20 protein-coding genes are annotated in these 20722 nt (G+C 58.5%); 14 read left to right on the top strand and 6 right to left on the bottom strand.

From position 1 onward, the window contains the following. Window positions 1-81: 81 nt before the first annotated feature. From ACA048_RS01010 to ACA048_RS01030, 5 genes are all read left to right on the top strand, one after another. Window positions 82-864, top strand: coding sequence for a MetQ/NlpA family ABC transporter substrate-binding protein (locus tag ACA048_RS01010; protein WP_497627577.1), 783 nt, complete (start codon window positions 82-84; stop codon window positions 862-864). A gap of 480 nt (window positions 865-1344) precedes the next feature. Beyond that, window positions 1345-2010 (top strand): amino acid ABC transporter permease, encoded by a 666-nt coding sequence (locus ACA048_RS01015; RefSeq protein WP_497627578.1) that lies wholly within the window; start codon window positions 1345-1347, stop codon window positions 2008-2010. Beyond that, the gene (locus ACA048_RS01020) at window positions 1991-2650 is read left to right on the top strand and encodes an amino acid ABC transporter permease (RefSeq protein ID WP_497627579.1); all 660 of its coding nucleotides are present in this window, start codon (window positions 1991-1993) and stop codon (window positions 2648-2650) included. The genes ACA048_RS01015 and ACA048_RS01020 overlap by 20 nt, the downstream gene beginning before the upstream one ends. Continuing rightward, window positions 2647-3429: an amino acid ABC transporter ATP-binding protein gene (locus ACA048_RS01025; protein ID WP_497627580.1), complete on the top strand. Its 783-nt coding sequence runs from the start codon at window positions 2647-2649 to the stop codon at window positions 3427-3429. The genes ACA048_RS01020 and ACA048_RS01025 overlap by 4 nt, the downstream gene beginning before the upstream one ends. After that, window positions 3426-4292: a transporter substrate-binding domain-containing protein gene (locus tag ACA048_RS01030; RefSeq protein ID WP_497627581.1), complete on the top strand. Its 867-nt coding sequence runs from the start codon at window positions 3426-3428 to the stop codon at window positions 4290-4292. Before ACA048_RS01025 ends, ACA048_RS01030 begins: the two co-directional genes overlap by 4 nt. A gap of 57 nt (window positions 4293-4349) precedes the next feature. Here ACA048_RS01030 and ACA048_RS01035 read toward each other — a convergent pair whose 3' ends face one another. Further along, entirely contained in the window at window positions 4350-4538 is a 189-nt protein-coding gene (locus ACA048_RS01035; protein ID WP_497627582.1) for a hypothetical protein, read from the bottom strand. A gap of 21 nt (window positions 4539-4559) precedes the next feature. Between ACA048_RS01035 and ACA048_RS01040 the strand changes: the two genes are divergently transcribed. From ACA048_RS01040 to ACA048_RS01050, 3 genes are read left to right on the top strand one after another with little or no spacing between them, the layout of a single operon-like run. Next, entirely contained in the window at window positions 4560-5663 is a 1104-nt protein-coding gene (locus ACA048_RS01040) for an efflux RND transporter periplasmic adaptor subunit (RefSeq protein WP_497627583.1), read from the top strand. After that, complete coding sequence (locus tag ACA048_RS01045) at window positions 5660-6724, top strand: efflux RND transporter periplasmic adaptor subunit (RefSeq protein ID WP_497627584.1); 1065 nt, start codon at window positions 5660-5662, stop codon at window positions 6722-6724. Before ACA048_RS01040 ends, ACA048_RS01045 begins: the two co-directional genes overlap by 4 nt. Further along, on the top strand, window positions 6721-9771 hold the full coding sequence (locus ACA048_RS01050) for an efflux RND transporter permease subunit (protein ID WP_497627585.1): 3051 nt from the start codon (window positions 6721-6723) through the stop codon (window positions 9769-9771). Before ACA048_RS01045 ends, ACA048_RS01050 begins: the two co-directional genes overlap by 4 nt. Before the next feature lie 131 nt (window positions 9772-9902). Here the strand turns inward: ACA048_RS01050 and ACA048_RS01055 are convergent, their stop codons facing one another. Further along, a complete protein-coding gene (locus tag ACA048_RS01055) occupies window positions 9903-10529 on the bottom strand; it encodes a class I SAM-dependent methyltransferase (RefSeq protein WP_497627586.1) in 627 nt (208 codons plus the stop codon). A gap of 156 nt (window positions 10530-10685) precedes the next feature. Further along, entirely contained in the window at window positions 10686-11039 is a 354-nt protein-coding gene (locus tag ACA048_RS01060) for a DUF6124 family protein (RefSeq protein ID WP_497627587.1), read from the bottom strand. Between the two features lie 625 nt (window positions 11040-11664). On the opposite strand from ACA048_RS01060, the gene tssI reads away from it, so the two are divergent. The 6 genes from tssI to ACA048_RS01090 all read left to right on the top strand — a co-directional run bounded on the left by tssI (window position 11665) and on the right by ACA048_RS01090 (window position 17917). Continuing rightward, the gene (tssI, locus tag ACA048_RS01065) at window positions 11665-13119 is read left to right on the top strand and encodes a type VI secretion system tip protein TssI/VgrG (RefSeq protein ID WP_497627588.1); all 1455 of its coding nucleotides are present in this window, start codon (window positions 11665-11667) and stop codon (window positions 13117-13119) included. Continuing rightward, window positions 13112-14188 carry a DUF4123 domain-containing protein gene (locus ACA048_RS01070; protein ID WP_497627589.1) on the top strand — a complete coding sequence of 359 codons (1077 nt, stop codon included), beginning with the start codon at window positions 13112-13114 and terminating at the stop codon, window positions 14186-14188. Before tssI ends, ACA048_RS01070 begins: the two co-directional genes overlap by 8 nt. Next, window positions 14181-15359 carry a DUF6708 domain-containing protein gene (locus tag ACA048_RS01075; protein ID WP_497627590.1) on the top strand — a complete coding sequence of 393 codons (1179 nt, stop codon included), beginning with the start codon at window positions 14181-14183 and terminating at the stop codon, window positions 15357-15359. Before ACA048_RS01070 ends, ACA048_RS01075 begins: the two co-directional genes overlap by 8 nt. A gap of 93 nt (window positions 15360-15452) precedes the next feature. Then, the gene (locus tag ACA048_RS01080; RefSeq protein WP_497627591.1) at window positions 15453-16640 is read left to right on the top strand and encodes a DUF6708 domain-containing protein; all 1188 of its coding nucleotides are present in this window, start codon (window positions 15453-15455) and stop codon (window positions 16638-16640) included. Window positions 16641-16733: 93 nt separating this feature from the next. Beyond that, the gene (locus ACA048_RS01085) at window positions 16734-16952 is read left to right on the top strand and encodes a hypothetical protein (protein WP_497627592.1); all 219 of its coding nucleotides are present in this window, start codon (window positions 16734-16736) and stop codon (window positions 16950-16952) included. Window positions 16953-17203: 251 nt separating this feature from the next. Then, window positions 17204-17917 carry a transposase gene (locus tag ACA048_RS01090; RefSeq protein WP_497627593.1) on the top strand — a complete coding sequence of 238 codons (714 nt, stop codon included), beginning with the start codon at window positions 17204-17206 and terminating at the stop codon, window positions 17915-17917. A gap of 176 nt (window positions 17918-18093) precedes the next feature. On the opposite strand, the gene ACA048_RS01095 is transcribed toward ACA048_RS01090, so the two are convergent. From ACA048_RS01095 to ACA048_RS01105, 3 genes are read right to left on the bottom strand one after another with little or no spacing between them, the layout of a single operon-like run. Continuing rightward, window positions 18094-18738, bottom strand: a complete 645-nt coding sequence (locus ACA048_RS01095; RefSeq protein WP_027922257.1) for a methionine ABC transporter permease — start codon at window positions 18736-18738, stop codon at window positions 18094-18096. Then, window positions 18728-19849 (bottom strand): methionine ABC transporter ATP-binding protein, encoded by a 1122-nt coding sequence (locus ACA048_RS01100; RefSeq protein WP_497627594.1) that lies wholly within the window; start codon window positions 19847-19849, stop codon window positions 18728-18730. The genes ACA048_RS01095 and ACA048_RS01100 overlap by 11 nt, the downstream gene beginning before the upstream one ends. 2 nt (window positions 19850-19851) lie before the next feature. Further along, a complete protein-coding gene (locus ACA048_RS01105) occupies window positions 19852-20661 on the bottom strand; it encodes a MetQ/NlpA family ABC transporter substrate-binding protein (protein WP_497627595.1) in 810 nt (269 codons plus the stop codon). Window positions 20662-20722: the final 61 nt, after the last annotated feature.

Consider the following 20722-nt stretch of genomic DNA (forward strand, 5'->3'; position numbering starts at 1 on the left):
CACGTCAGCGATAGCACTTCGCTGGCACTTAAATATTATGCCGTCGCCACAAGCGACCGAGATTTTCGATAAGGACACTGCATGAAAAAGGTTCTGTTGTTCACCGCACTGGCGGCTGCCCTGACCGCGGGCCTGGCCCAGGCTGGCGAGAAACTGGTGGTTGCGGCGACCCCGATTCCACACGCCGAAATTCTGGAACTGATCAAACCAGCCCTCGCCAAAGAAGGCGTGGACTTGGAAATCAAAGTGTTCACCGACTACGTTCAGCCAAACGTACAGGTTGACCAAAAACGTCTGGACGCCAACTACTTCCAGACCCTGCCGTACCTGAAAAGCTTCAACGAAGGTAAAGGCACGAACCTGGTGACCGTGATCGGCGTGCACGTCGAACCGTTCGGCGGTTACTCGAAGAAAGTCAAAACCCTGGCTGAGCTCAAAGACGGCGCAACCATTGCCATCCCTAACGAAGGCAGCAACAGCGGCCGTGCCCTGATCCTGCTGCAGAAGGCTGGCCTGATCGAGCTGAAAGACCCGAAAAACGCTTTGGCTACTCCAAAAGACATCGCCAAGAACCCGCACAACTTCAAGTTCAAGGAACTGGAATCGGCCATGCTGCCGCGTGTGCTGGATCAAGTCGACCTGGACATGATCAACACCAACTACGCGCTGGAAGCCGGTCTGAATCCGGCTAAAGACGCGCTGATCATCGAAGGTGCAGATTCGCCTTACGTGAACTTCCTGGTGGCACGTGCGGACAACAAGGACAGCGTTGCCATCCAGAAACTGGCCAAGGCATTGACCAGTCCTGAAGTGAAAGCCTTCATCGAGAAGAAGTACAGCGGCGCAGTTCTGCCGGCGTTCTGATTCGACGCAGCTTCAAAACCTTTCAAGGTTTCCAACGCCGACGGCTGATAAAGCGTCGGCGTTTTTGTGTGCGCTCATTTTATGTGTGGAAGCGATCAACACTCTCAGGCCACCCCGGCCTTCAACGCCCTGCGCAACGCCACCAATAACTTCACGACGTCCTGCGGATCCAGTCGCTGCGGCACTTTTACGTCAGCCATTTTCTCGTCCTTGTGATGGTTCGGCCCAGGGAGTCTGGCCAGAAGCTGTCCCTCCTTGGAGGGGCATTTCGAAAAAAAGATCCCTCCTACAGCGCAAAGAAAAGTAGTCGTCTTACGTTGCGACAGCAAATCCCCGGATAGTTTTTTGCGTGATATCAATATGCTTTAACGGTATTTAAATTCCTTTTTTTATACCTTTAAAGTCGGTATCCGCCGGGCCGTTATCCACGACCCATGGACTGCGCCACCGTCGCTTACCGAGCGGCGTCCAGGATCTTCAATGAACTTCGATTACGCATTTATCCTCAGCACGCTGCCGGCATTTCTCAAGGCCGTGGGCGTGACGCTGCAGGTCGGCTTTATCGCCATCGGTACATCGCTGCTGGTGGCGCTGCTCAACGCGACGATTCTGGTGTTTCGCACGCCTTACTTGCAGCGTTGCGTCGGCCTGTATGTGGAACTGGCGCGCAACACGCCCCTGCTGATTCAACTGTTTTTCGTCTATTTCGCTTTGCCGGCACTGGGCATCAACGTTTCAGGTTTTGCGGCGGCGATCATCACCATGACCTTTCTCGGTGGCGCGTACCTCACGGAGGTACTGCGCGCTGGCGTTGACGCCGTGCCTCAGGCGCAACTTGAATCGGGGCGCTCCATCGGCTTGTCTCATGGGCAATTGCTGCGCTACGTGATCCTTCCGCAAGCCGGCATCCTCAGCCTGCCTTCGCTGTTCGCCAATTTCATTTTCCTGCTCAAGGAAACCACCGTGGTCTCGGCGGTAGCGGTGCCGGAAATTCTCTACACCACCAAAAGCTACATCGCGCTGTACTACAAAACCTACGAAATGCTCGCCGTGTTGACGCTGATTTGCGTGCTGCTGTTTTTGCCGCTCTCGCTGTTGCTCAGCCGTCTGGAAAGGAGGCTCCAGCATGGCCAATTCGGGTCTTGAGTTGCTGTGGCTATCGTTGCCTCAACTGGGCAAGGGCGCCGCGCAGACCTTGTCGATCTCATTTCTGAGCATCGCCATCAGCACCGTCGGTGGCGTGCTCTACGGTGTGTTGCGCACGCTGAATTCGAAGTGGCTGAACGCGATCCTGCGGGTATACCTGGAGTTGTTCAGGGCGATCCCGGTGCTGGTCTGGTTGTATTTGCTGTTCTTTGGCTTGCCGATTTTCTTTGGCCTGAGCATTCCGAGCTTCTGGTGCGCGGTGCTGGTGTTGTCACTGTGGGGCGCCAGCGAAGTCGGCGAAGTGGTGCGTGGCGCGTTGCATTCATTGCCGCGCGGGCAACGTGAGGCCGGCTTGTCTATTGGCTTGAACGGCCCGCAACTCTACGGCTATGTGCTACTGCCGCAAGCGTTGAAACGCATGACACCGCCAACCCTCAACGTTTACACGCGCATCATCAAAACCAGTTCACTGGCGGTGCTGATCGGTGTGGTGGACGTGATCAAGGTTGGTCAGCAAATCATCGAGCGCACTTACGAGTCGGTGCTGATCTACGGCGCCCTGTTCCTGTTTTTCTTCTTCATTTGCTACCCGCTCTCGGCCGCTTCACGCGTGCTGGAACGGCGCTGGACACACGCATGAGCGCATTGATCGAGTTCAAGGGGTTCAACAAATTTTTCGGCGAGCAGCAAGTGCTGGACGGCATCGACTTGCAATTGAAAACGGGTGAAGTGATCGTCATCCTCGGTCCCAGCGGTTGCGGCAAAAGTACCTTGCTGCGTTGCCTCAATGGCCTGGAAGTCGCCCACAGCGGCAGCTTGAATTTTGCCGGCCGCGAACTGCTGGACAAGGGCACCGACTGGCGCGAAGTCCGCCAGCAGATCGGCATGGTGTTCCAGAGTTATCACCTTTTTCCGCACATGAACGTGCTGGACAACCTGCTGCTCGGCCCGCTGAAAGTGCAGAAGCGTGATCGCCGCGAAGCCCGCGATCAGGCCGAAGCCTTGCTGGCGCGCGTGGGCCTTTCGGACAAGCGCGATGCGTTCCCGCGTCAGCTCTCCGGTGGCCAGCAGCAACGCATCGCTATCGTCCGTTCCCTGTGCATGAACCCCCAGGTCATGCTTTTCGATGAAGTCACTGCCGCCCTCGACCCGGAAATGGTCAAGGAGGTGCTGGAAGTCATACAGGGCCTGGCCCGCGATGGCATGACCCTGTTGATCGTCACCCACGAAATGGCCTTCGCCCGCGCCGTGGCCGACCGCATCGTGTTCATGGATGGCGGGCGGATCCTTGAACAAAACCCTCCCGAGATTTTCTTTACGAACCCGCAAACCGCACGAGCGCAGCAGTTCCTGGAGAAGTTCTCCTACGTCGCCGCACTACCCCAAACGACTCAAACAAAGGAACTGGAACTGCTATGAAAACTGCCAAGGCTTCACTGCTGCTACTCCCGCTGCTCGGCCTCGCGTTGCTGGCCGGCTGCAACAAAACCGAAGAACCGGCCAAGCCTGCCGCGACCAGTGCCAGCTACCTGGAGAAAATCAAAGCCCGGGACAAGTTGATCGTTGGCGTCTTTACCGACAAACCACCGTTCGGTTTCGTCAATGAGGCTGGGCGCTACGTGGGTTTCGATACCGACATTGGCCGTCAATTCGCCAAGGATCTGTTGGGCGATGAAAACAAAGTCGAGTTCGTCGCGGTGGAACCGGCCAGCCGGATCCCGTTCCTGCAAAGCGACAAGGTCGATCTGATCCTGGCCAACATGACCGTCACCCCCGAGCGCAAGGAGGCGGTGGAATTCACCAACCCGAACCTGAAAGTCGCGGTACAGGCTTTGGTGCCACAAGCCAGCACGGTGAAAAACCTCGATGACCTGGCCACCCGCACGACCATCGTTACCACCGGCACGACCGCGGACATCTGGTTGACCAAAAACCACCCGGACTGGAAACTGCTGAAATTCGAGAAAAACTCTGAATCGCTGCAAGCCTTGGCCAATGGTCGCGGTGATGCATATGCGCAGGACAATCTGGTGCTGTTCAGTTGGGCCAAGCAGAACCCGGGCTATCGCGTGTTGACCCAGACCCTCGGCGCTGAGGCACCGATTGCGCCGGCCGTGAAGAAGGGCAACATCGAGCTGCGGGATTGGGTGAATAGCGAGTTGGCGAAGCTGGGTGAGGAAAAATATCTGCTCAAGCTGTACGACCAGTATGTGCGCAAGGAACTGAGCGATGACACCAAGCCTGAGAGCGTGATTGTCGAGGGTGGGAAGTGGCAGGGGTGAGTCGCTGACTCATGCAGTGACTGCTCTGCCCCCATCGCGAGCAGGCTCGCTCCCACATTAGACCGTATCCGCCGGGACAGCTAGGTCAATTGTGGGAGCCTGCTCGCGATAGGATTTTTCAGGCACTGAAAAGTCCCGCCAGTTGTCTACGGCAAGTGTTTCGACGGAAACCGTTACGATTTTTTCTTCATAAGCCGGGTGTGCAAGGCTGGAACGCTGCTCTAAGCTCTCTGTCATATTGCCCATAAAAAAGGCCAAGGAGTTTGCATGGCGGTTCCCGGATTGAAAGTTATCCTGGCCTTGAGCGTCGTCACCCTGCTGACGGCGTGCGGTAAAAAAGAACCCGTTCAGGAATACCTGCCAAGGGTGTTCATACAAGTCGTCCAACCGGCGGATTACGCCGCAGCAGTGACTCTAACCGGTGACATCCAGGCTCGGGTACAGACCGAGCTGTCGTTCCGCGTGGGCGGCAAGATCATCCAGCGTTCGGTCGATGTCGGAGACCGGGTGACGGCTAAACAAGTGCTGGCCCGGCTCGATCCCAAGGACCTGCAGACCAATGTCGACTCGGCCCAGGCGCAAGTGGTCGCCGAACAGGCCCGGGTCAAGCAGAGCGCTGCGGCGTTCGTGCGCCAGGAAAAACTCCTGCCCAAGGGCTACACCAGTCAGAGCGAATACGACGCGGCCCAGGCGGCGTTGCGCAGCAGTCAAAGCGCCTTGAGCGCGGCCCAGGCGCAGTTGGCCAATGCCCGGGATCAACTGAGCTACACCGCACTGATTGCCGATGCCCCCGGCATCATTACTGCGCGTCAGGCCGAAGTCGGCCAGGTGGTGCAGGCAACGATGCCGATTTTCAGCCTGGCCCGGGATGGTGATCGGGACGCGGTATTCAACGTTTATGAAGCGCTGCTGGCCGAGAAGCCAACGGATGACACCATTGTCCTCAGCTTGCTTGATAACCCCGAGATCAAAACCACCGGCACCGTGCGCGAAGTGACCCCGGCGGTGTCCGCACAGTCCGGTACCGTGCAGGTCAAGGTGGGCCTCGACAGCCTGCCGCCGGGCATGCAGCTGGGTTCGGTGGTGAGCGCCACGGCCAAGGGCGCGGGCAAGTCGGCGGTCGAACTGCCGTGGTCGGCCCTGACCAAAAATATAAGTGAGCCGGCCGTCTGGCTGGTCGACGACAAGGGGCAGGCCCAGTTGCACAACGTCACGGTTGGCCGCTACCTGACAGGCAAGGTCATCATCAGCAAAGGGCTTACAGGTGGGGAAAAAGTCGTGATCGCCGGTGGGCAGTTGTTGCACCCGGGCATGGAAGTCGAGATTGCCGAAAATACCTACAAGGATCTGGGTGGGGGAGCCAAGCCATGAAGCTGTTATGGGCGTTGTCCATCGGGCTGGTGCTGAGCGGCTGCTCCAAAAACGAGCCACCGCCGGAACCGGTACGTCCGGTCCTGTCGGTCAAAGTCCAGGCGTTGAACGAAGAGGACCTGGGCCGGTTTGCCGGCAGTATTCAGGCGCGCTACGAAAGCAATACCGGCTTTCGCGTGGCCGGGCGAATCGCCAGTCGTAACGTCGATGTCGGGACCGAGGTCGACAAGGGCACGCTGCTGGCCACCCTTGATCCTTCCGACCAGCAAAACCAATTACGTTCAGCCCAGGGTGACCTGGCGAAGATCCAGGCGCAACTGATCAATGCCCAGGCCAACGCCGAGCGGCAGCAGTCGTTGTTTGATCGCGGGGTTGGCGCGCAGGCGCAGTTGGACGATGCCCTGACTCAGCTGAAAACCACCCAGGCTTCCCTCGATCAGGCCAAGGCAGCGGTCAACCTGAGCAAGGATCAACTCGGCTACACCGAATTGCGCTCCGACCACAAAGCCGTGGTCACCGCGTGGAACGCCGAGGCCGGCCAAGTGGTGACCGCCGGCCAGCAAGTGGTGACCCTGGCGCAACCGGACATCAAGGAAGCGGTGATCGACCTGCCCGACACGCTGGTCGATCAATTGCCTGATGATGTGGTGTTTCAGGTCGCCGCTCAACTCGACCCGAATACCAACACCACCGCGACCATCCGCGAAATCGAGCCCCAGGCACAGAGTGCCACGCGCACCCGACGTGCGCGCCTGACCCTCGCTGAAACGCCTCCGGGCTTTCGTTTGGGGACTGCGATCAGCGTCACCCTGAGCTCGGCGATCAAGCCGCGCATCGAACTGCCCCTCACCTCGTTGCAGGAGGTCGACGGCAAACCCCGCATCTGGGTGATTGATACGCAGAACAAGACCGTGGCACCCAGGGACGTCAAGGTCATCAGCCGCACCGACAGCACCGTGGTGCTGGCCGGCGGCGTCAAGAACGGCGAGCGCGTCATCACGGCCGGCGTAAACAGTCTCAAACCGGGGCAATCAGTGAAATTTGACGAGGACAGTCAATGAAAGGGCCTTTCAACCTCTCCGAATGGGCCCTCAAGCATCAGTCGTTCGTTTGGTACCTGATGTTCGTCGCGTTGCTCATGGGTGTGTTCTCGTATTTCAACCTGGGGCGCGAAGAAGACCCTTCGTTCACCATCAAGACCATGGTGATCCAGAGCAAATGGCCGGGGGCGACGCAGGAGGAAACCCTTAAACAGATCACCGACCGTATCGAGAAAAAACTCGAAGAGCTCGATTCTCTCGACTACGTGAAAAGCTACACGCGGCCCGGTGAGTCTACGGTGTACGTGTACTTGCGTGACACCACCAATGCCAAAGACATCCCGGAAATCTGGTACCAGGTGCGCAAGAAGATCAACGACATTCGTGGCCAGTTCCCCAAAGGCATGCAGGGCCCCGGGTTCAACGACGAGTTCGGTGATGTGTTCGGTTCGATCTACGCCTTCACCGCCGATGGCCTGACGATGCGTCAGTTGCGCGACTACGTGGAGCAGGCCCGCGCCGAAATTCGCGGCGTGCCGGGGCTGGGCAAGATCGAGATGGTCGGCCAGCAGGACGAAGTGCTGTACCTGAACTTCTCCACGCGCAAACTTGCGGCGCTGGGCATCGATCAGCGTCAGGTGGTGCAGAGCCTGCAATCGCAGAACGCCGTGACCCCGGCGGGGGTGATCGAGGCTGGCCCGGAGCGGATTTCGGTGCGGACCTCGGGGCAGTTTGCCTCGGAAAAAGACCTCGCTGAGGTCAACCTCAAGCTCAACGACCGTTTCTATCGTTTGGCCGACATTGCCGAAATCAGTCGCGGCTACGTTGATCCGGCATCACCTGAATTCCGCTTCAACGGCAAACCGGCCATCGGCCTGGCGATTGCCATGCAGAAGGGCGGCAACGTCCAGGCATTCGGCAAGGCGTTGCATGAACGGATCGACCAACTGACCGCCGACCTGCCGGTGGGGGTCGGCGTGTACAACGTGTCCGATCAAGCGGTGGTGGTGGAAGAGGCCGTCGGCGGCTTTACCAGTGCGCTGTTCGAGGCGGTGATCATCGTGCTGGTGGTCAGCTTCATCAGCCTCGGTGTGCGTGCCGGGTTGGTGGTGGCGTGCTCGATCCCGTTGGTGCTGGCAATGGTGTTTGTGTTCATGGAGTACAGCGGCATTACCATGCAGCGGATCTCCCTTGGCGCACTGATCATTGCCCTCGGCCTGTTGGTGGACGACGCGATGATCACCGTGGAGATGATGGTCACGCGCCTGGAAATGGGCGAGACCAAGGAGCAGGCGGCCACGTTCGCCTACACCTCCACCGCGTTCCCGATGCTCACCGGTACGCTGGTGACGGTGGCGGGTTTTGTGCCGATCGGCCTGAACGCCAGTTCCGCCGGTGAGTACACCTACACGCTGTTTGCGGTGATCGCCTGCGCGATGCTGGTGTCGTGGGTGGTGGCGGTGCTGTTTGCGCCGGTGATCGGCGTGCACATCCTCAGCACCAAGGTGAAACCTCACAAAGAAGAACCCGGGCGCATCGGCAAAGCCTTCAACGGCGGCTTGCTGTGGTGCATGCGCAATCGCTGGTGGGCTATCGGCATCACCGTGCTGTGCTTCGTGTTGTCGGTGTACAGCATGCGCTTCGTGCAGAACCAGTTCTTTCCGTCTTCGGATCGCCCGGAAATCCTGGTCGACCTGAACCTGCCACAAAACGCCTCGATCGAAGAAACCCGCAAAGCGGTCGATCGCCTCGAAGCCGAGCTCAAGGATGATCCGGACATCGTGCGCTGGAGCACCTACATCGGCCAGGGCGCGATCCGTTTCTACCTGCCGCTGGACCAGCAACTGCAAAACCCGTACTACGCGCAGCTGGTGATCGTCAGCAAAGGCAAATCCCGTGAAGCCTTGAGCCAGCGAATTCGCGATATCTTGCGCAAGGACTTCGTCGGCATTGGCGGCTACGTCCAGGCCCTGGAGATGGGCCCTCCGGTGGGCCGTCCGATCCAGTACCGGGTCAGCGGCAAAGACATCGACCAGGTCCGCCGACACGCCATCGACCTGGCCACCGAAATGGACAAGAACCCGCACATCGGCGAGATCATTTACGACTGGAACGAACCGGGCAAAGTGCTGCGTATCGACATCGCCCAGGACAAGGCGCGACAACTGGGCTTGTCTTCCGAGGACGTCGCCAGTCTGATGAACGGCATCGTCAGTGGCGCGCCCGTGACCCAGGTCGATGACGATATCTACCTGATCAACGTGGTCGGCCGTGCGGTGGACTCTGAACGCGGCACACCGGAAACCCTGCAGAACTTGCAGATCGTCTCGCCGAGCGGCACGTCGATTCCGCTGCTGGCGTTTGCCACAGTGCGCTATGAACTGGAGCAGCCGTTGGTGTGGCGCCGGGATCGTCTGCCGACCATCACCATCAAGGCGGCGGTACGTGACGAAATTCAGCCGACTGACCTGGTGAAAATCCTCAAGCCGTCCATCGATGCCTTCGCCGCCACGTTGCCGGTGGGTTACAAGGTCGCCACGGGTGGTACGGTGGAGGAGAGCGGCAAGGCCCAGGGGCCGATTGCCAAGGTTGTGCCGTTGATGGTGTTTTTGATGGCGACCTTCCTGATGATCCAGTTGCACAGCGTGCAGAAGCTGTTCCTGGTGGCCAGCGTCGCGCCGTTGGGCCTGATCGGCGTGGTGATCGCGCTGGTGCCGACGGGCACGCCGATGGGCTTTGTGGCGATCCTCGGAATATTGGCGCTGATCGGCATCATCATTCGTAACTCGGTGATTCTGGTGACCCAGATCGATGAATACGAGAAGAAGGGCTATGCGCCGTGGGACGCAGTGGTACAGGCCACCGAGCATCGCCGCCGGCCGATCCTGCTGACGGCAGCGGCTGCGAGTCTGGGGATGATCCCGATTGCCCGGGAAGCGTTCTGGGGGCCGATGGCTTACGCGATGATTGGCGGGATCATCATCGCCACCTTGCTGACGCTGCTGTTCTTGCCAGCGCTTTATGTGGCCTGGTACAAGATTCGCGAGCCGAAGAAAGAGTCGGCTTAAAAAATCGAGCGCTTCGCGCTCTATTCGCGAGCAAGCCCGCTCCCACAGGGGATTTGTGAACACCACAGATCAAATGTAGGAGCGGGCTTGCCCGCGAAGGCGCCAGTACAAACGCCGCAAGTCTGTAGGCTTTATACCTTACGCCAAACACTCGCCAACCAAGGCTGCTGCTCCCGCGGCAGCCCCGCTGGCCGATAGTAATGCTCCAGCTCCACAAACCCCGCCTCGGTCAGCAGTTGCTGCCACGCCTCAAGATCGTGATACGCCCCATACCGCGGCCCATTCCAACCTTCCTGATTCTCCCCACGCGGATTGGAACTGAACAACACCCCACCCGGTTTCAACGTCCCGTGCAGTTGCTTCAACACCCGCGGCAATTCCTGGCGCGGGATGTGAAACAGCACCGCATTGGCAAAAATCCCGTCGAAGCGCTCGGCCGGTAAATCCAGCTTCAAGAAGTCCTGCTGCCAGACCTCGCAACCGCTGTCTTCACGCGCCATCTGCGCAAATTTTTCCGAACCGTCGAGGCCAACGGCGGTATGTCCCATGCGCGTGAAAGTTTGCAGATCGCGGCCGGGACCGCAGCCGAAATCGAGAATGTCGAACGGCGCCTCGCCCTGAATGTGCCGCAACAGGGCATCGATGTTCTGGCTGACATCGTGGTCACGAGTGCCTTCGCGAAAACCTTCGGCCACCGAGTTGTAATGGCCCAGGGTGGTGGAGGTGATCTGCTGGAGGTCGTCGGGGGTCTGTTTCATGAGGGGCTGCGCAGGCAATTGGGGTTTGCCGAATATACGCCATCAAGACTGGGGCTGCTTCGCAGCCATTCGCTGGCAACTTGCTCCTACAGGAGAACGCGTAACCCTGTGGGAGTGAGCCTGCTCGCGATGGCGGTGTGACTGGCAACCAATAACTCAGCCCTGCTTCATCCCCAGACAATCAATGGAGCGATCAACCATGGCCTTGGCGATCTCCAACAAATGCCAGACCGAAAACACCATGGCGCGGTCCGCCCCTTTGAGGTGATCACCACACTGATACGCGGTCACCGAAGCGCAGCGCAGTAAATCGGCGACATAGAGCTGAGTGTCTTCAAAGCTCACGTCTTCGCTGACGTTGTAAAAGCGCAGTTCATCGGGCGGTGAGGGTTGATTGCCAGTGAGATAGAAATCAATGGCACGGTAGAGCGCTGATCGATCCCGGAGCGGGTCTTCAGTGGCGGTTTCGTTGGTGGTTTCGGGAGGTGGATCGGGAACGGATTTTTTCATTGGTAAAACTCCTGGAATTAATTGGAGCCAACCGTTATCGCGACTAAACGAACAGGGGTGGCGGCTGCACGCAGGTTAGTCGACCGGTCTCCAGGCAATACCGGCGCACCCGAGGGTGCCCTGCGCACAGCCACCATGACTTTCAGGCAATGAAAACACCTGAAATGAGGTGGCGCTGTGCGCCTGGAAAGATCCGGGCGACTAAACCCGATCACTGATGAGCAGTGACGGACCGAGACTAGCCACCGAATTTGGCAGGCGCAAGCGAGTGGAATGATCTAGGAAATGTCCTGCAAAGGAAAGGGAACGGACCTTCGGAGCCTCTGATTTTCCTGTACGAAAACGTCCCTTCTAGCGTCGGTTATTGCCTGTGGCGATGCGGTATCCCGCCCCCCCCCATCGCCACATTGAAGCGGGAAAGAGCTGACCCTGGCATCGCTGTGGAGTGCCCATCTCGTTCGCCGATGCAGTTCTCTGAAAATCGGAAAGATCTGGCCGTATCCCAAGACTCTTCCTACATCAATCCTTTGCCCCCCGTTGGTACCGTACGCGCCCATTTCGCGTGCACAGACCATGGACGGTTTGGACATCGCGCTTCATTTCCTCTTTGCTTAAGGATAAGCGTATGTTCGGTTCGGCCAACACGGCGCATTTCGCGCTGCACATCCCCGCTGTTCGCAATGATTTCAAAGTCCTCGCTTTTGACGGTGTCGAGGCCATCAGCGCCTTGTACGCAATCCAGGTTGAGCTGGTCAGCGAAAACCCGGATTTCGATATCGAGAGCCTGCTCAGTCAGCCCGCTTTTCTCCAGTTCGGTCATCACGGCGAAGGACTTCATGGCCACATCGAAGAGGCGTTCGTCGGCGAATCCGGCAAACGCCTGACCCGCTATCAACTGACCCTGGTACCAGCGCTGCACTATTTGCAGTTCAGCCACGATCAGCGGATTTTCCAGCACCTGACGGTGCCGCAAATCATTGCTCAGGTGCTCAAAGGCCACGGCATTCAGGCCGATGCGTTTACCTTCCATGTCAGCACCAGTCCCGAGCGCGAGTACTGCACGCAATATGGTGAATCCGACTTCGAACTGGTCCAGCGCCTGTGCGCCGAGGACGGCATCGCCTGGCATTACCAGCATTCACCGCAAGGCCATGTGCTGGTGTTCACCGACGATCAGACCTGGTTCCCCAAACTGGGTGAAACCGCTTATCAACAAGACTCCGGCATGGTGGCTGACGAACCGGTCGTCAGCCAGTTCTCGATGCGCTTCAGCACCCGCACCAGCACCACCACGCGCCGGCACTACGACTTCCAACGCCCGAGTCTGCTGCTGGAAAATCGCTTCACCGCCGAGTTCACTCCAGAGCTGGAAGACTACCGTTACCGGGTTCTGATCGATAACGAACAGCGCGGCAAACAACGCGTTCGCCAGGCCCTGGAGCGGCACCGTGCCGATTACCAGTTGATCGAGGGCCAGAGCGATCAGGAGAAAATCTACCTGCGTGCCCAACGCGACGTAGAACAACTGATCCTCAACGACAGCGACACCAAGATCGGTAACGACCGCCGCGAACAGATCACCCGCGACAGCCACAGCCTGATCAGCAACGACCGTTTTGAGCAGGTGGACAACAACAGCGCCAGCCTGATCAAGGGCGACGAGTTGCACACCACCCAAGGTGTGCGCAACACGGTGATCGGCGGCAACGAGTTGGTCTCGATCACCGGCAACAGCAGCACGACGGCCGGCGGCACGCTGGTGATTCAGGCTGGTTCACAGGCCTACGTCACAGCCGCCAACGTGGTAATTGATGCGGGGATGAGCTTGACGCTTGAGTGTGGCGGTCAGCACATCGTGATTAATTCAAGCGGGATTTTCAGCAGCGTGGCCATTGTCGAGGGCGGGGCGCCCATGGCGGGTCTCCCGCCACTCCTGGCGTTGTCGGCTGAACAGGCGGCGTCAGTCGCTCTGCAAGTGCCTTTGTTACCTCAGGCGCAACGTTCGGCCTTGATGGCCAAAAAGCCGATCTGTGCGGTTTGCGAAGCCGATCAACTGCAGCGGGGTCAAGCCAATGTTTGAGTTACCGCCACTGCCGGATGATTTGCCTTGGGCGATGCCTGCTTACTTGTTCCTTGATGGTGTCAGCGCGTCAAAACTGGCGCACCGTCTGCTCCGCTGGGATAACCCGGCAGTTTGTCTGTACCAAGGCTCCCGATTGCAGGAACTGTCGGACATTTCGCCCTATTTGATCTCGCTCAAAGGTGCGCACGATCCATTGCTGGCGTACTACCAGGAAAACGCCGCACTTGAATGGGGCTATCTGCTGTTCAGCGCCGTTGACGCGCTAATGCTCAGTACCTGGGGCGCTAAACACACAATGTCGATCATTAGCGGCATCCTGAAACAACCCACCGAGTTACGTGCCCTGGCGTGGGCCGAGGCCAGCCCACGGCTGGTGAGTATCGGGGTCAAAGCCAACCTGGTGGGATTGATCGGCACCGCCCTGCAACTGACGGGCGAAGGTTTCTACAACTACTTCAATCTGGACGAACTGCAAAAATGGCTGCAAGCCAGCGCCTGGGGGGCGCAAAACCTGCGGCGCAGCCTGCCAGAGGACTGGAGCGCGCTGGCGAGGGTGGTACAACAACCGACCTGCGAACTGATCCGTGACGACCAACGCACCTACCTGAGACTGGTACTGCCCGGTGTTCGTACACGGGAAATGGACAGCCGCCGATTGCAGTTGCAGGCGTATCAGCAAACCCGTGGCCTGCTGTTGGAGCGCCCCTATAACCCCCAATTACCACCCCTGTACTGGCAGGAATGCAGTGCGGCGTGGGCCGCCGCGTCCTTGGTGGTCAGTCAGGAAGAGGAAGCGCTGACGCTTCATTTGCCCATCAGCAACTCTATGCAAACATCGAGTTTTGCCCTGGCCCTCAACATCGGTTACCAACTGGAAGCCGAACGTGATTTGATTCATCGCACCTGTTTTGTGCTGCGTGACCTGCGTATCGCGACGGATCGAGGGGTACGCCTGCCGGCCAAGGGCCGGTTTACACTCGACCCGGTGGAGAGCTTGCCGAACGGCACAGGGAAGGCTCCTTTCTGGTTGTTCACCCGAGAAGAAATGGCGACGGTCGATGTTTAAGAAACTGTTTAAACGTAAAAACAAATCTGCAACCACAGAGCCCGTACTGGATATTCGCAGCCAGCGACCCAGTGCCGGGCAACTGCGGGTCAAGGGCTTGAATGAAACGTTGTTCCTGGCCCCGTTGCCGGTATACACGGGGCAGGCGCAAGTCTCTCGCCGTAACTTTTCGGCGATGAACGAAACCTATCTGGAGTTGGGGGGAAATAACCGGGGGATGGTTGAGCAGGGGAAGATCCTGGCATTTGGAATCTGGTTGCCTTTGTTCACCGCATTCGTAGCCCCCAGTTTCGTAATCATGCAGGGGGTGCTTTTCTATCCAGAAAATTTCCCTACACCGTTCCAGGATCTCATCGATGCGGTCAAGGTGTTTTCTAGTTACGCGCTTCTATTTATCCTCCCAATTGGAGCCATGGTTTACGGGATGCTATCCGGCGTCTTCGCCTCGGCCAAAAGCTATCCAGTCCGATTCAACCGCCAACGCCGCGAAGTCTGCTACATCGACGACACCACTCATCGCGTGCTGATCGTCCCATGGGAAAGTGTGGTGGCCTGGGTCGCGAGCAGTCAGGGCGTTACCAGCTATGGCGCCATGCGCGACCACACCTTTGGCATGGGACTGGAAGACGAAGAGCACGACACGGTGCAGTTTGTGCTGTCGGCCCAACCCAGCGATGCCCATGCGCTGTGCATGTGGACGTCCATCCGCAACTACATGGAAGAGGGGGCGTTGGTGGAGACGCCGAATCCCCTGCAAGCGCTTTTAAACGTCACCCTGAGCGAGGAAGAGCACAAGCCTTATGAAGGACTGCACACGTTTGAAATCGAACGGCTCGACGCCAGGTTTATGGGCGACCTTGACGATGGCATGGACGACGCATACCGCAAGCGCTACGGGTATCCCCAACCCACAAGATGGCCTTTACGCTGGTGGTACGTCCGCCGCGTACTGACCTTCTGGAAAATGCCCTACCTGATCGCCGAATGGGCCCACCGCAAGGGCCGCCCAACCTTGCCCGAGCGCGTACAAACCTGGTCCCAGCCGCTGCCCCCCGAACAATGGGCCAAAGCCAGCCCCGCGCTGCAAAAAGCCACCGCACTGGTCAAAACCGCCATGGACAAAAAAGGCGTGAACTTTGTCGATGCCTGCAAAGCGGCGGGGTTGCATTGATCGACCTTGAGCAGGCCCCGGTGGAGAGCTTGCCGAACGGCACAGGGAAGGCTCCTTTCTGGTTGTTCACCCGAGAAGAAATGGCGACGGTCGATGTTTAAAAATCTGTTCAAACGCAAAAACAAGGTCGTCGCTGAACCTGCACCGGATATTCGCAGTCAGCGACCCAGTGCCGGGCAACTACGAGTTAGGGGTTTGAATGAAACGTTGTTCCTGGCCCCGTTGCCGGTGTACACCGGGCAAGCGCAAGTCTCTCGCCGTAATTTTTCGCAGATGAACGAGATTTATCTAGAACTGGGAGGTAGTAACCGGGGGATAGTCGAGCAGGGGAAAATCCTGGCAGCAGGAATTTGGTTTGTTTTGTTTACAGCTTTTGTTATGCCCGTGCTTATTTGTCTATGGCTCGTTGCATTTAGCCCTCCGGAGATTGATCGAAAGTTTTTCGATATTGTTGGGGATGCTTTGCAGGTGTTTGCCACCGGCTCGCTTCTATCCATTTTCCCAGTTGGAGCCATGGTTTACGGCATGCTCTCCGGCGTCTTCGCCTCGGCCAAAAGCTATCCAGTCCGATTCAACCGCCAACGCCGCGAAGTCTGCTACATCGACAACACCACCCATCGCGTGCTGATCGTCCCATGGGAAAGTGTGGTGGCCTGGGTCGCGAGCAGTCAGGGCGTCACCAGCTATGGCGCCATGCGCGACCACACCTTTGGCATGGGACTGGAAGACGAAGAGCACGACACGGTGCAGTTTGTGCTGTCGGCCCAACCCAGCGATGCCCATGCGCTGGGCATGTGGACCTCCATCCGCAACTACATGGAAGAGGGGGCGTTGGTGGAGACGCCCAACCCCATGCTCGCTGCGTTAGGCATCACTCTGACCGAAGACGAACTCAAGCCCTATGAAGGACTGCATACGTTTGAGATTGAACGGCTTGACGCGAGAGCGCTAGGGCGTCTTGACGATGGCGGAGGCGATTTGACACCCGAACAGCGACAGCGCTGGGGATACTCCAAACGATCCCGATGGCCCTTACGCTTCTGGTACATCCGCCGAGTGTTTGTCTTCTGGAAAATGCCCTACCTGATCGCCGAATGGGCCCACCGCAAGGGTCGCCCGACCCTGCCCGAACGCGTGCAAGTCTGGTCCCAACCGCTCCCCCCCGAACAATGGGCCAAACCCAGCCCCGCGCTGCAAAAAGCCAACGCACTGGTCAAAACCGCCATGGACAAAAAAGGCGTGAACTTTGTCGATGCCTGCAAAGCGGCGGGGTTGCATTGATCGACCTTGAGCAGGCCCCGGTGGAGAGCTTGCCGAACGGCACAGGGAAGGCCCCGTTCTGGTTATTCACCCGAGACGAAATGGCGACGGTCGATGTTTAGGAAACTGTTTAAACGTAAAAACAAATCTGCAACCACAGAGCCCGCACTGGATATCCGCAGCTTGCCTTATCCCGAGATCATCGAATGGTCAAAACCACTCTCCCCGAAACAGTGGGCCAAACGGTCCCCGGAACTGGAACAAGCCATCGCCAAACGCGAGGAAGAACTGGCCACGATGGTCGAGCAACCGTTACTGTTGGAAAGGTCTTAGAGACTGTCATGCCTTCACCTTCCTCCACACCAACCCCCGGACACGCTGATCTACCGGATTACGACGTGTGCTTCCCGGTAAGCCTTCGCCCCGACGCCAATCGCTTGATCCGCTATCTGCACGAATTACCGTATCAGCGAGTGAAATATTGCCCTTGGTGTGGCAATACCAACTTGACCCGCCAGACTCATCTGGCCCGACAACGACTCCCGCGTTACCGCTGCTGTTCCTGCCGCAAGAGCTGCAACAGTTTGAGCGATTCGCCCTTCGCACACCTGCGCCGGATGGACCTGTGGTCAACGTTTGCGGTGTACCTGCTGGCGGGTTGGTCCAGCGTCCAGATAGCGCCTCGTTTGGGGGTGAACCATAAGGTCTACTTCAGTTGGGGGCAGGCAGTCAGGGAGGTCATGGCTGAGGAGTGTCCGGATTTGCACCAGTGGTGGACGACACGCCATTACCGGGAAAATCTGCAACCGCCCGAGCACATTGCGGCGCAACAGCAAGCGGTCATCACTTGGATCGAAACGATGCTGAACGCACAGCACGCGACGTGTCCAAGATGTGGGGGGACGAGGACCTACCGAATTAAAGGTATTCGCCCAAAGTTCAAATGTGATCCCTGCGTGACCTGCTTTTCCATTCTGTCCGGGACTCCGCTGGCCGGGATGATTCGAGCTGAGCTGTGGGTCGATTTCATGAAAGGAGTGATGGATGGCGAAAGTATCCAGGATCTGAAACGGCGCTCAGGGTTGGGCATGGGCGCAAGCACACGCTGGCGTGAGCAGTTTTTGTTGTTGATCGAAGTGCTGGGGCACCCTGAGCTGTTGGGATGGATCACCTGGATGCGCAGTCGCCGTAACAATGAAACAGTCAATTTTGTGCGCCAGGGCGGTCATCTGGACAAGGCAACGCGCTCCGTCTATCCACAAGGGACGCGAAAGGGCAGGTTTGTTTCCCAAAAATAGGAGCTGCGGTTTTTGATTTTTTTCTCGCATTATTTGCAGAACTGCCCTCAAACCATTCAATGATGTGTGTCACATAAATCAAGTTGGCAGGTTTGTGATTGCTGCTCACTGGTGCGCCAGCCCGGTCGAGCGGGAGCAAGCTCCCTCGCCACAAAAGCTCGACAGTCGCAGCAGGTTCAGCGCTTGTTAAGCCCCCGCGCCAACCGATCCCCGCCCAGTTGAATGATTGCCACCAACACCACCAGCAACACAATCACTGTCAACATGATCTGGCTGTCAAAACGCTGATACCCATACCGATAGGCAATGTCGCCCAACCCACCAGCCCCAATCGCCCCGGCCATGGCCGAGGAGTTGATCATCGTCACCAGCGTAATCGTGAACCCTCCGACAATCCCCGGCAGCGCTTCCGGCAGCAGCACATGCCAGACAATGTGCCAACGCCGGCAGCCCATTGCCTGCGCGGCTTCGATCAAGCCGAAATCCACCTCACGCAAACTGACTTCGGCAATCCGCGCAAAGAACGGCGTTGCGGCGATGGTCAGCGGCACGACAGCCGCCCAGACGCCATACGTGGTGCCGACGATAAGTCGGGTAAACGGAATCAGCGCCACCATCAAAATCAAGAACGGAATCGAGCGAAACAGGTTCACGAACGCACCCAAGGCACGGTTCAGTGTCGGTGCTTCGTAGATACCACCCTTGGAACTGGTGACCAGAAACACCGCCAGCGGAATGCCCACCAGCAGCGCGATCAAAGACGACACGCCGACCATCAGGAAGGTGTCGATAAAGCCTTGCAGCAAGCGATCAAACCACATAACCCAACACCTCCACCTGTTGCGCCCACTGGCTGGCGCGTTGGCACAGATCCTCGGCATCGAAAGGCGAACCGGTGACCGCCAACAACAACTGCCCTAATGCATGGCCCTGAATCCGTTCCACGCCACCTTGCAGCAAGCGCACGCGACCACCGAGGGCGCTGAACAACGCGGCCAGGTCCGGCTCGTCGGTGGCACTGCCGGTGAACTGCAAGCGCAGCACAACAGCGGCGTCCGAGGATGGCGGTAGTGGGCGCAAACGGCTTTGCAGTTCTGCCGGCAGGGCGTGTTGCAGGGGGGCGAGCAAGGTTTTGCTCACCTCATGCTGCGGGTTGCCGAAGACTTCCCACACCGGCCCTTGCTCGACGATTTTGCCGTGTTCGAGCACCACGACGCGGTCGCAAATATCACGGATCACTGCCATCTCGTGGGTGATCAGGACGATGGTCAGGCCCAGGCGCTGGTTGATCTCGCGCAGCAGGCCGAGGATCGATTGGGTGGTCTCCGGGTCCAGCGCTGAAGTGGCTTCGTCACACAGCAGAATCGCCGGGTCATGCACCAACGCGCGAGCGATGCCGACGCGCTGTTTCTGCCCTCCTGACAGCTGCGCCGGATAGGCCGTGTGCTTGCCTTGCAGGCCCACCAATTCCAGCAGTTCGCGAACCTTCTGCTCGCGTTGGTCCTTGGGTACACCGGCGACTTTCAGCGGCAGCTCGACGTTTTGCCACACCGTTTTGGCCGACATCAGGTTGAAGTGCTGGAAGATCATGCCGATCCGTCGACGCAGCGCCACCAGGCGGTCTTCATCGAACTCGCCGATGTCCACCTGATCGATCAGCACGCGCCCGGTGCTCGGTTGCTCCAGGCGGTTGATGGTGCGGATCAGCGACGATTTGCCGGCACCGCTGCGGCCGATAATGCCGAACACTTCACCGTGCTGGATCGCCAGGTCGATGCCGTGCAACGCCGCCACCGGCCCTTGCTGGCCGTTGTAGGTTTTGCCCAGACCGATGAAGCGCACATGCGCCCGATTGAGCTCCGGGTGCAGTTCGGTGTGTCGGGCGTTTTTGAGCTCTGGAATCTCCAGTCGCAATTGGGTGGCAGCTGTCATTCTCAGCTTTCCCAACCGGCTTGATACAGCTTGCCATGGGCCTTGTCCAAGGCTGCGCGAACGGCGGGCGAGTGCTGGTAAATGTCGACGAACTTGATCAGGCGCGGGTCGGTTTTGCTCTTGGGCTGGATCACGAACTGGATCACGTATTCCTTGTGGTCAAGGCCGTCGAATAGCAGGGCAGAGCCGGCATCGAAGGTCTTCGCCAGGCGGATATAGGCCGGGTAGCCCTGGACCAGATCAGCATCGTCGTAGGCGCGCACCAGTTGCACGGCTTCGACCTGAAGGATTTTGATGTTCTTCGGGTTGGCGATGATGTCGTCTTCGGTGGCCTTGTAGCCGACGCCCGGTTTCAGCGTGATCAGACCCGCCTTGGCCAGCAGTTGCAGACCGCGTCCGCTGTTGATTGGGTCGTTGGCGATGGCCACGCTGGCGCCTTGCGGGAGTTCGTCAAAGCTTTTGTATTTTTTCGAGTAGAGGCCGACGTTGTTGATGATCCCCGGCGCGAACGGCACCAGGTCAAAACCGGCAGCGGCCTTGGCGTTTTCCAGGAATGGCACGTGCTGGAAATAGTTTACGTCGATGTCGCCGGCCGCGAGGCTGACGTTGGGGGCGATCCAGTCGCTGAACTCCACCAGGTCGACTTGCAGGCCTTGTTTTTTGGCTTCTTCGACGGCGGCTTCCAGGGGGATGGCGAAGGCGGCGGTGGTGCCGATTTTCAACGGCGCGTCGGCGGCAAATACCGCCGAGCTGAACAGGCCGAGGGCCAGGGCCAGTGCTTTGACTGGGTGAGTGAGGTAGTTCTTGGTCATGATGGTTATTCCAGTCAGGGCATTAGATGTGGGTTGTTTATTGGGGCCTCATCGCTGGCAA

The organism is Pseudomonas sp. LBUM1659, assembly GCF_059716045.1.

What these genes read in the sequence shown, in the direction of transcription:
- ACA048_RS01055 (WP_497627586.1), bottom strand. Translation starts at nt 10,529, where the DNA reads ATGAAACAGACCCCCGACGACCTCCAGCAGATCACCTCCACCACCCTG.
- ACA048_RS01050 (WP_497627585.1), top strand. Translation starts at nt 6,721, where the DNA reads ATGAAAGGGCCTTTCAACCTCTCCGAATGGGCCCTCAAGCATCAGTCG.
- ACA048_RS01070 (WP_497627589.1), top strand. Translation starts at nt 13,112, where the DNA reads ATGTTTGAGTTACCGCCACTGCCGGATGATTTGCCTTGGGCGATGCCT.
- ACA048_RS01080 (WP_497627591.1), top strand. Translation starts at nt 15,453, where the DNA reads ATGTTTAAAAATCTGTTCAAACGCAAAAACAAGGTCGTCGCTGAACCT.
- ACA048_RS01045 (WP_497627584.1), top strand. Translation starts at nt 5,660, where the DNA reads ATGAAGCTGTTATGGGCGTTGTCCATCGGGCTGGTGCTGAGCGGCTGC.
- ACA048_RS01035 (WP_497627582.1), bottom strand. Translation starts at nt 4,538, where the DNA reads ATGGGCAATATGACAGAGAGCTTAGAGCAGCGTTCCAGCCTTGCACAC.
- ACA048_RS01010 (WP_497627577.1), top strand. Translation starts at nt 82, where the DNA reads ATGAAAAAGGTTCTGTTGTTCACCGCACTGGCGGCTGCCCTGACCGCG.
- ACA048_RS01030 (WP_497627581.1), top strand. Translation starts at nt 3,426, where the DNA reads ATGAAAACTGCCAAGGCTTCACTGCTGCTACTCCCGCTGCTCGGCCTC.
- tssI (WP_497627588.1), top strand. Translation starts at nt 11,665, where the DNA reads ATGTTCGGTTCGGCCAACACGGCGCATTTCGCGCTGCACATCCCCGCT.
- ACA048_RS01015 (WP_497627578.1), top strand. Translation starts at nt 1,345, where the DNA reads ATGAACTTCGATTACGCATTTATCCTCAGCACGCTGCCGGCATTTCTC.
- ACA048_RS01100 (WP_497627594.1), bottom strand. Translation starts at nt 19,849, where the DNA reads ATGACAGCTGCCACCCAATTGCGACTGGAGATTCCAGAGCTCAAAAAC.
- ACA048_RS01020 (WP_497627579.1), top strand. Translation starts at nt 1,991, where the DNA reads ATGGCCAATTCGGGTCTTGAGTTGCTGTGGCTATCGTTGCCTCAACTG.
- ACA048_RS01105 (WP_497627595.1), bottom strand. Translation starts at nt 20,661, where the DNA reads ATGACCAAGAACTACCTCACTCACCCAGTCAAAGCACTGGCCCTGGCC.
- ACA048_RS01040 (WP_497627583.1), top strand. Translation starts at nt 4,560, where the DNA reads ATGGCGGTTCCCGGATTGAAAGTTATCCTGGCCTTGAGCGTCGTCACC.
- ACA048_RS01060 (WP_497627587.1), bottom strand. Translation starts at nt 11,039, where the DNA reads ATGAAAAAATCCGTTCCCGATCCACCTCCCGAAACCACCAACGAAACC.
- ACA048_RS01025 (WP_497627580.1), top strand. Translation starts at nt 2,647, where the DNA reads ATGAGCGCATTGATCGAGTTCAAGGGGTTCAACAAATTTTTCGGCGAG.
- ACA048_RS01075 (WP_497627590.1), top strand. Translation starts at nt 14,181, where the DNA reads ATGTTTAAGAAACTGTTTAAACGTAAAAACAAATCTGCAACCACAGAG.
- ACA048_RS01085 (WP_497627592.1), top strand. Translation starts at nt 16,734, where the DNA reads ATGTTTAGGAAACTGTTTAAACGTAAAAACAAATCTGCAACCACAGAG.
- ACA048_RS01095 (WP_027922257.1), bottom strand. Translation starts at nt 18,738, where the DNA reads ATGTGGTTTGATCGCTTGCTGCAAGGCTTTATCGACACCTTCCTGATG.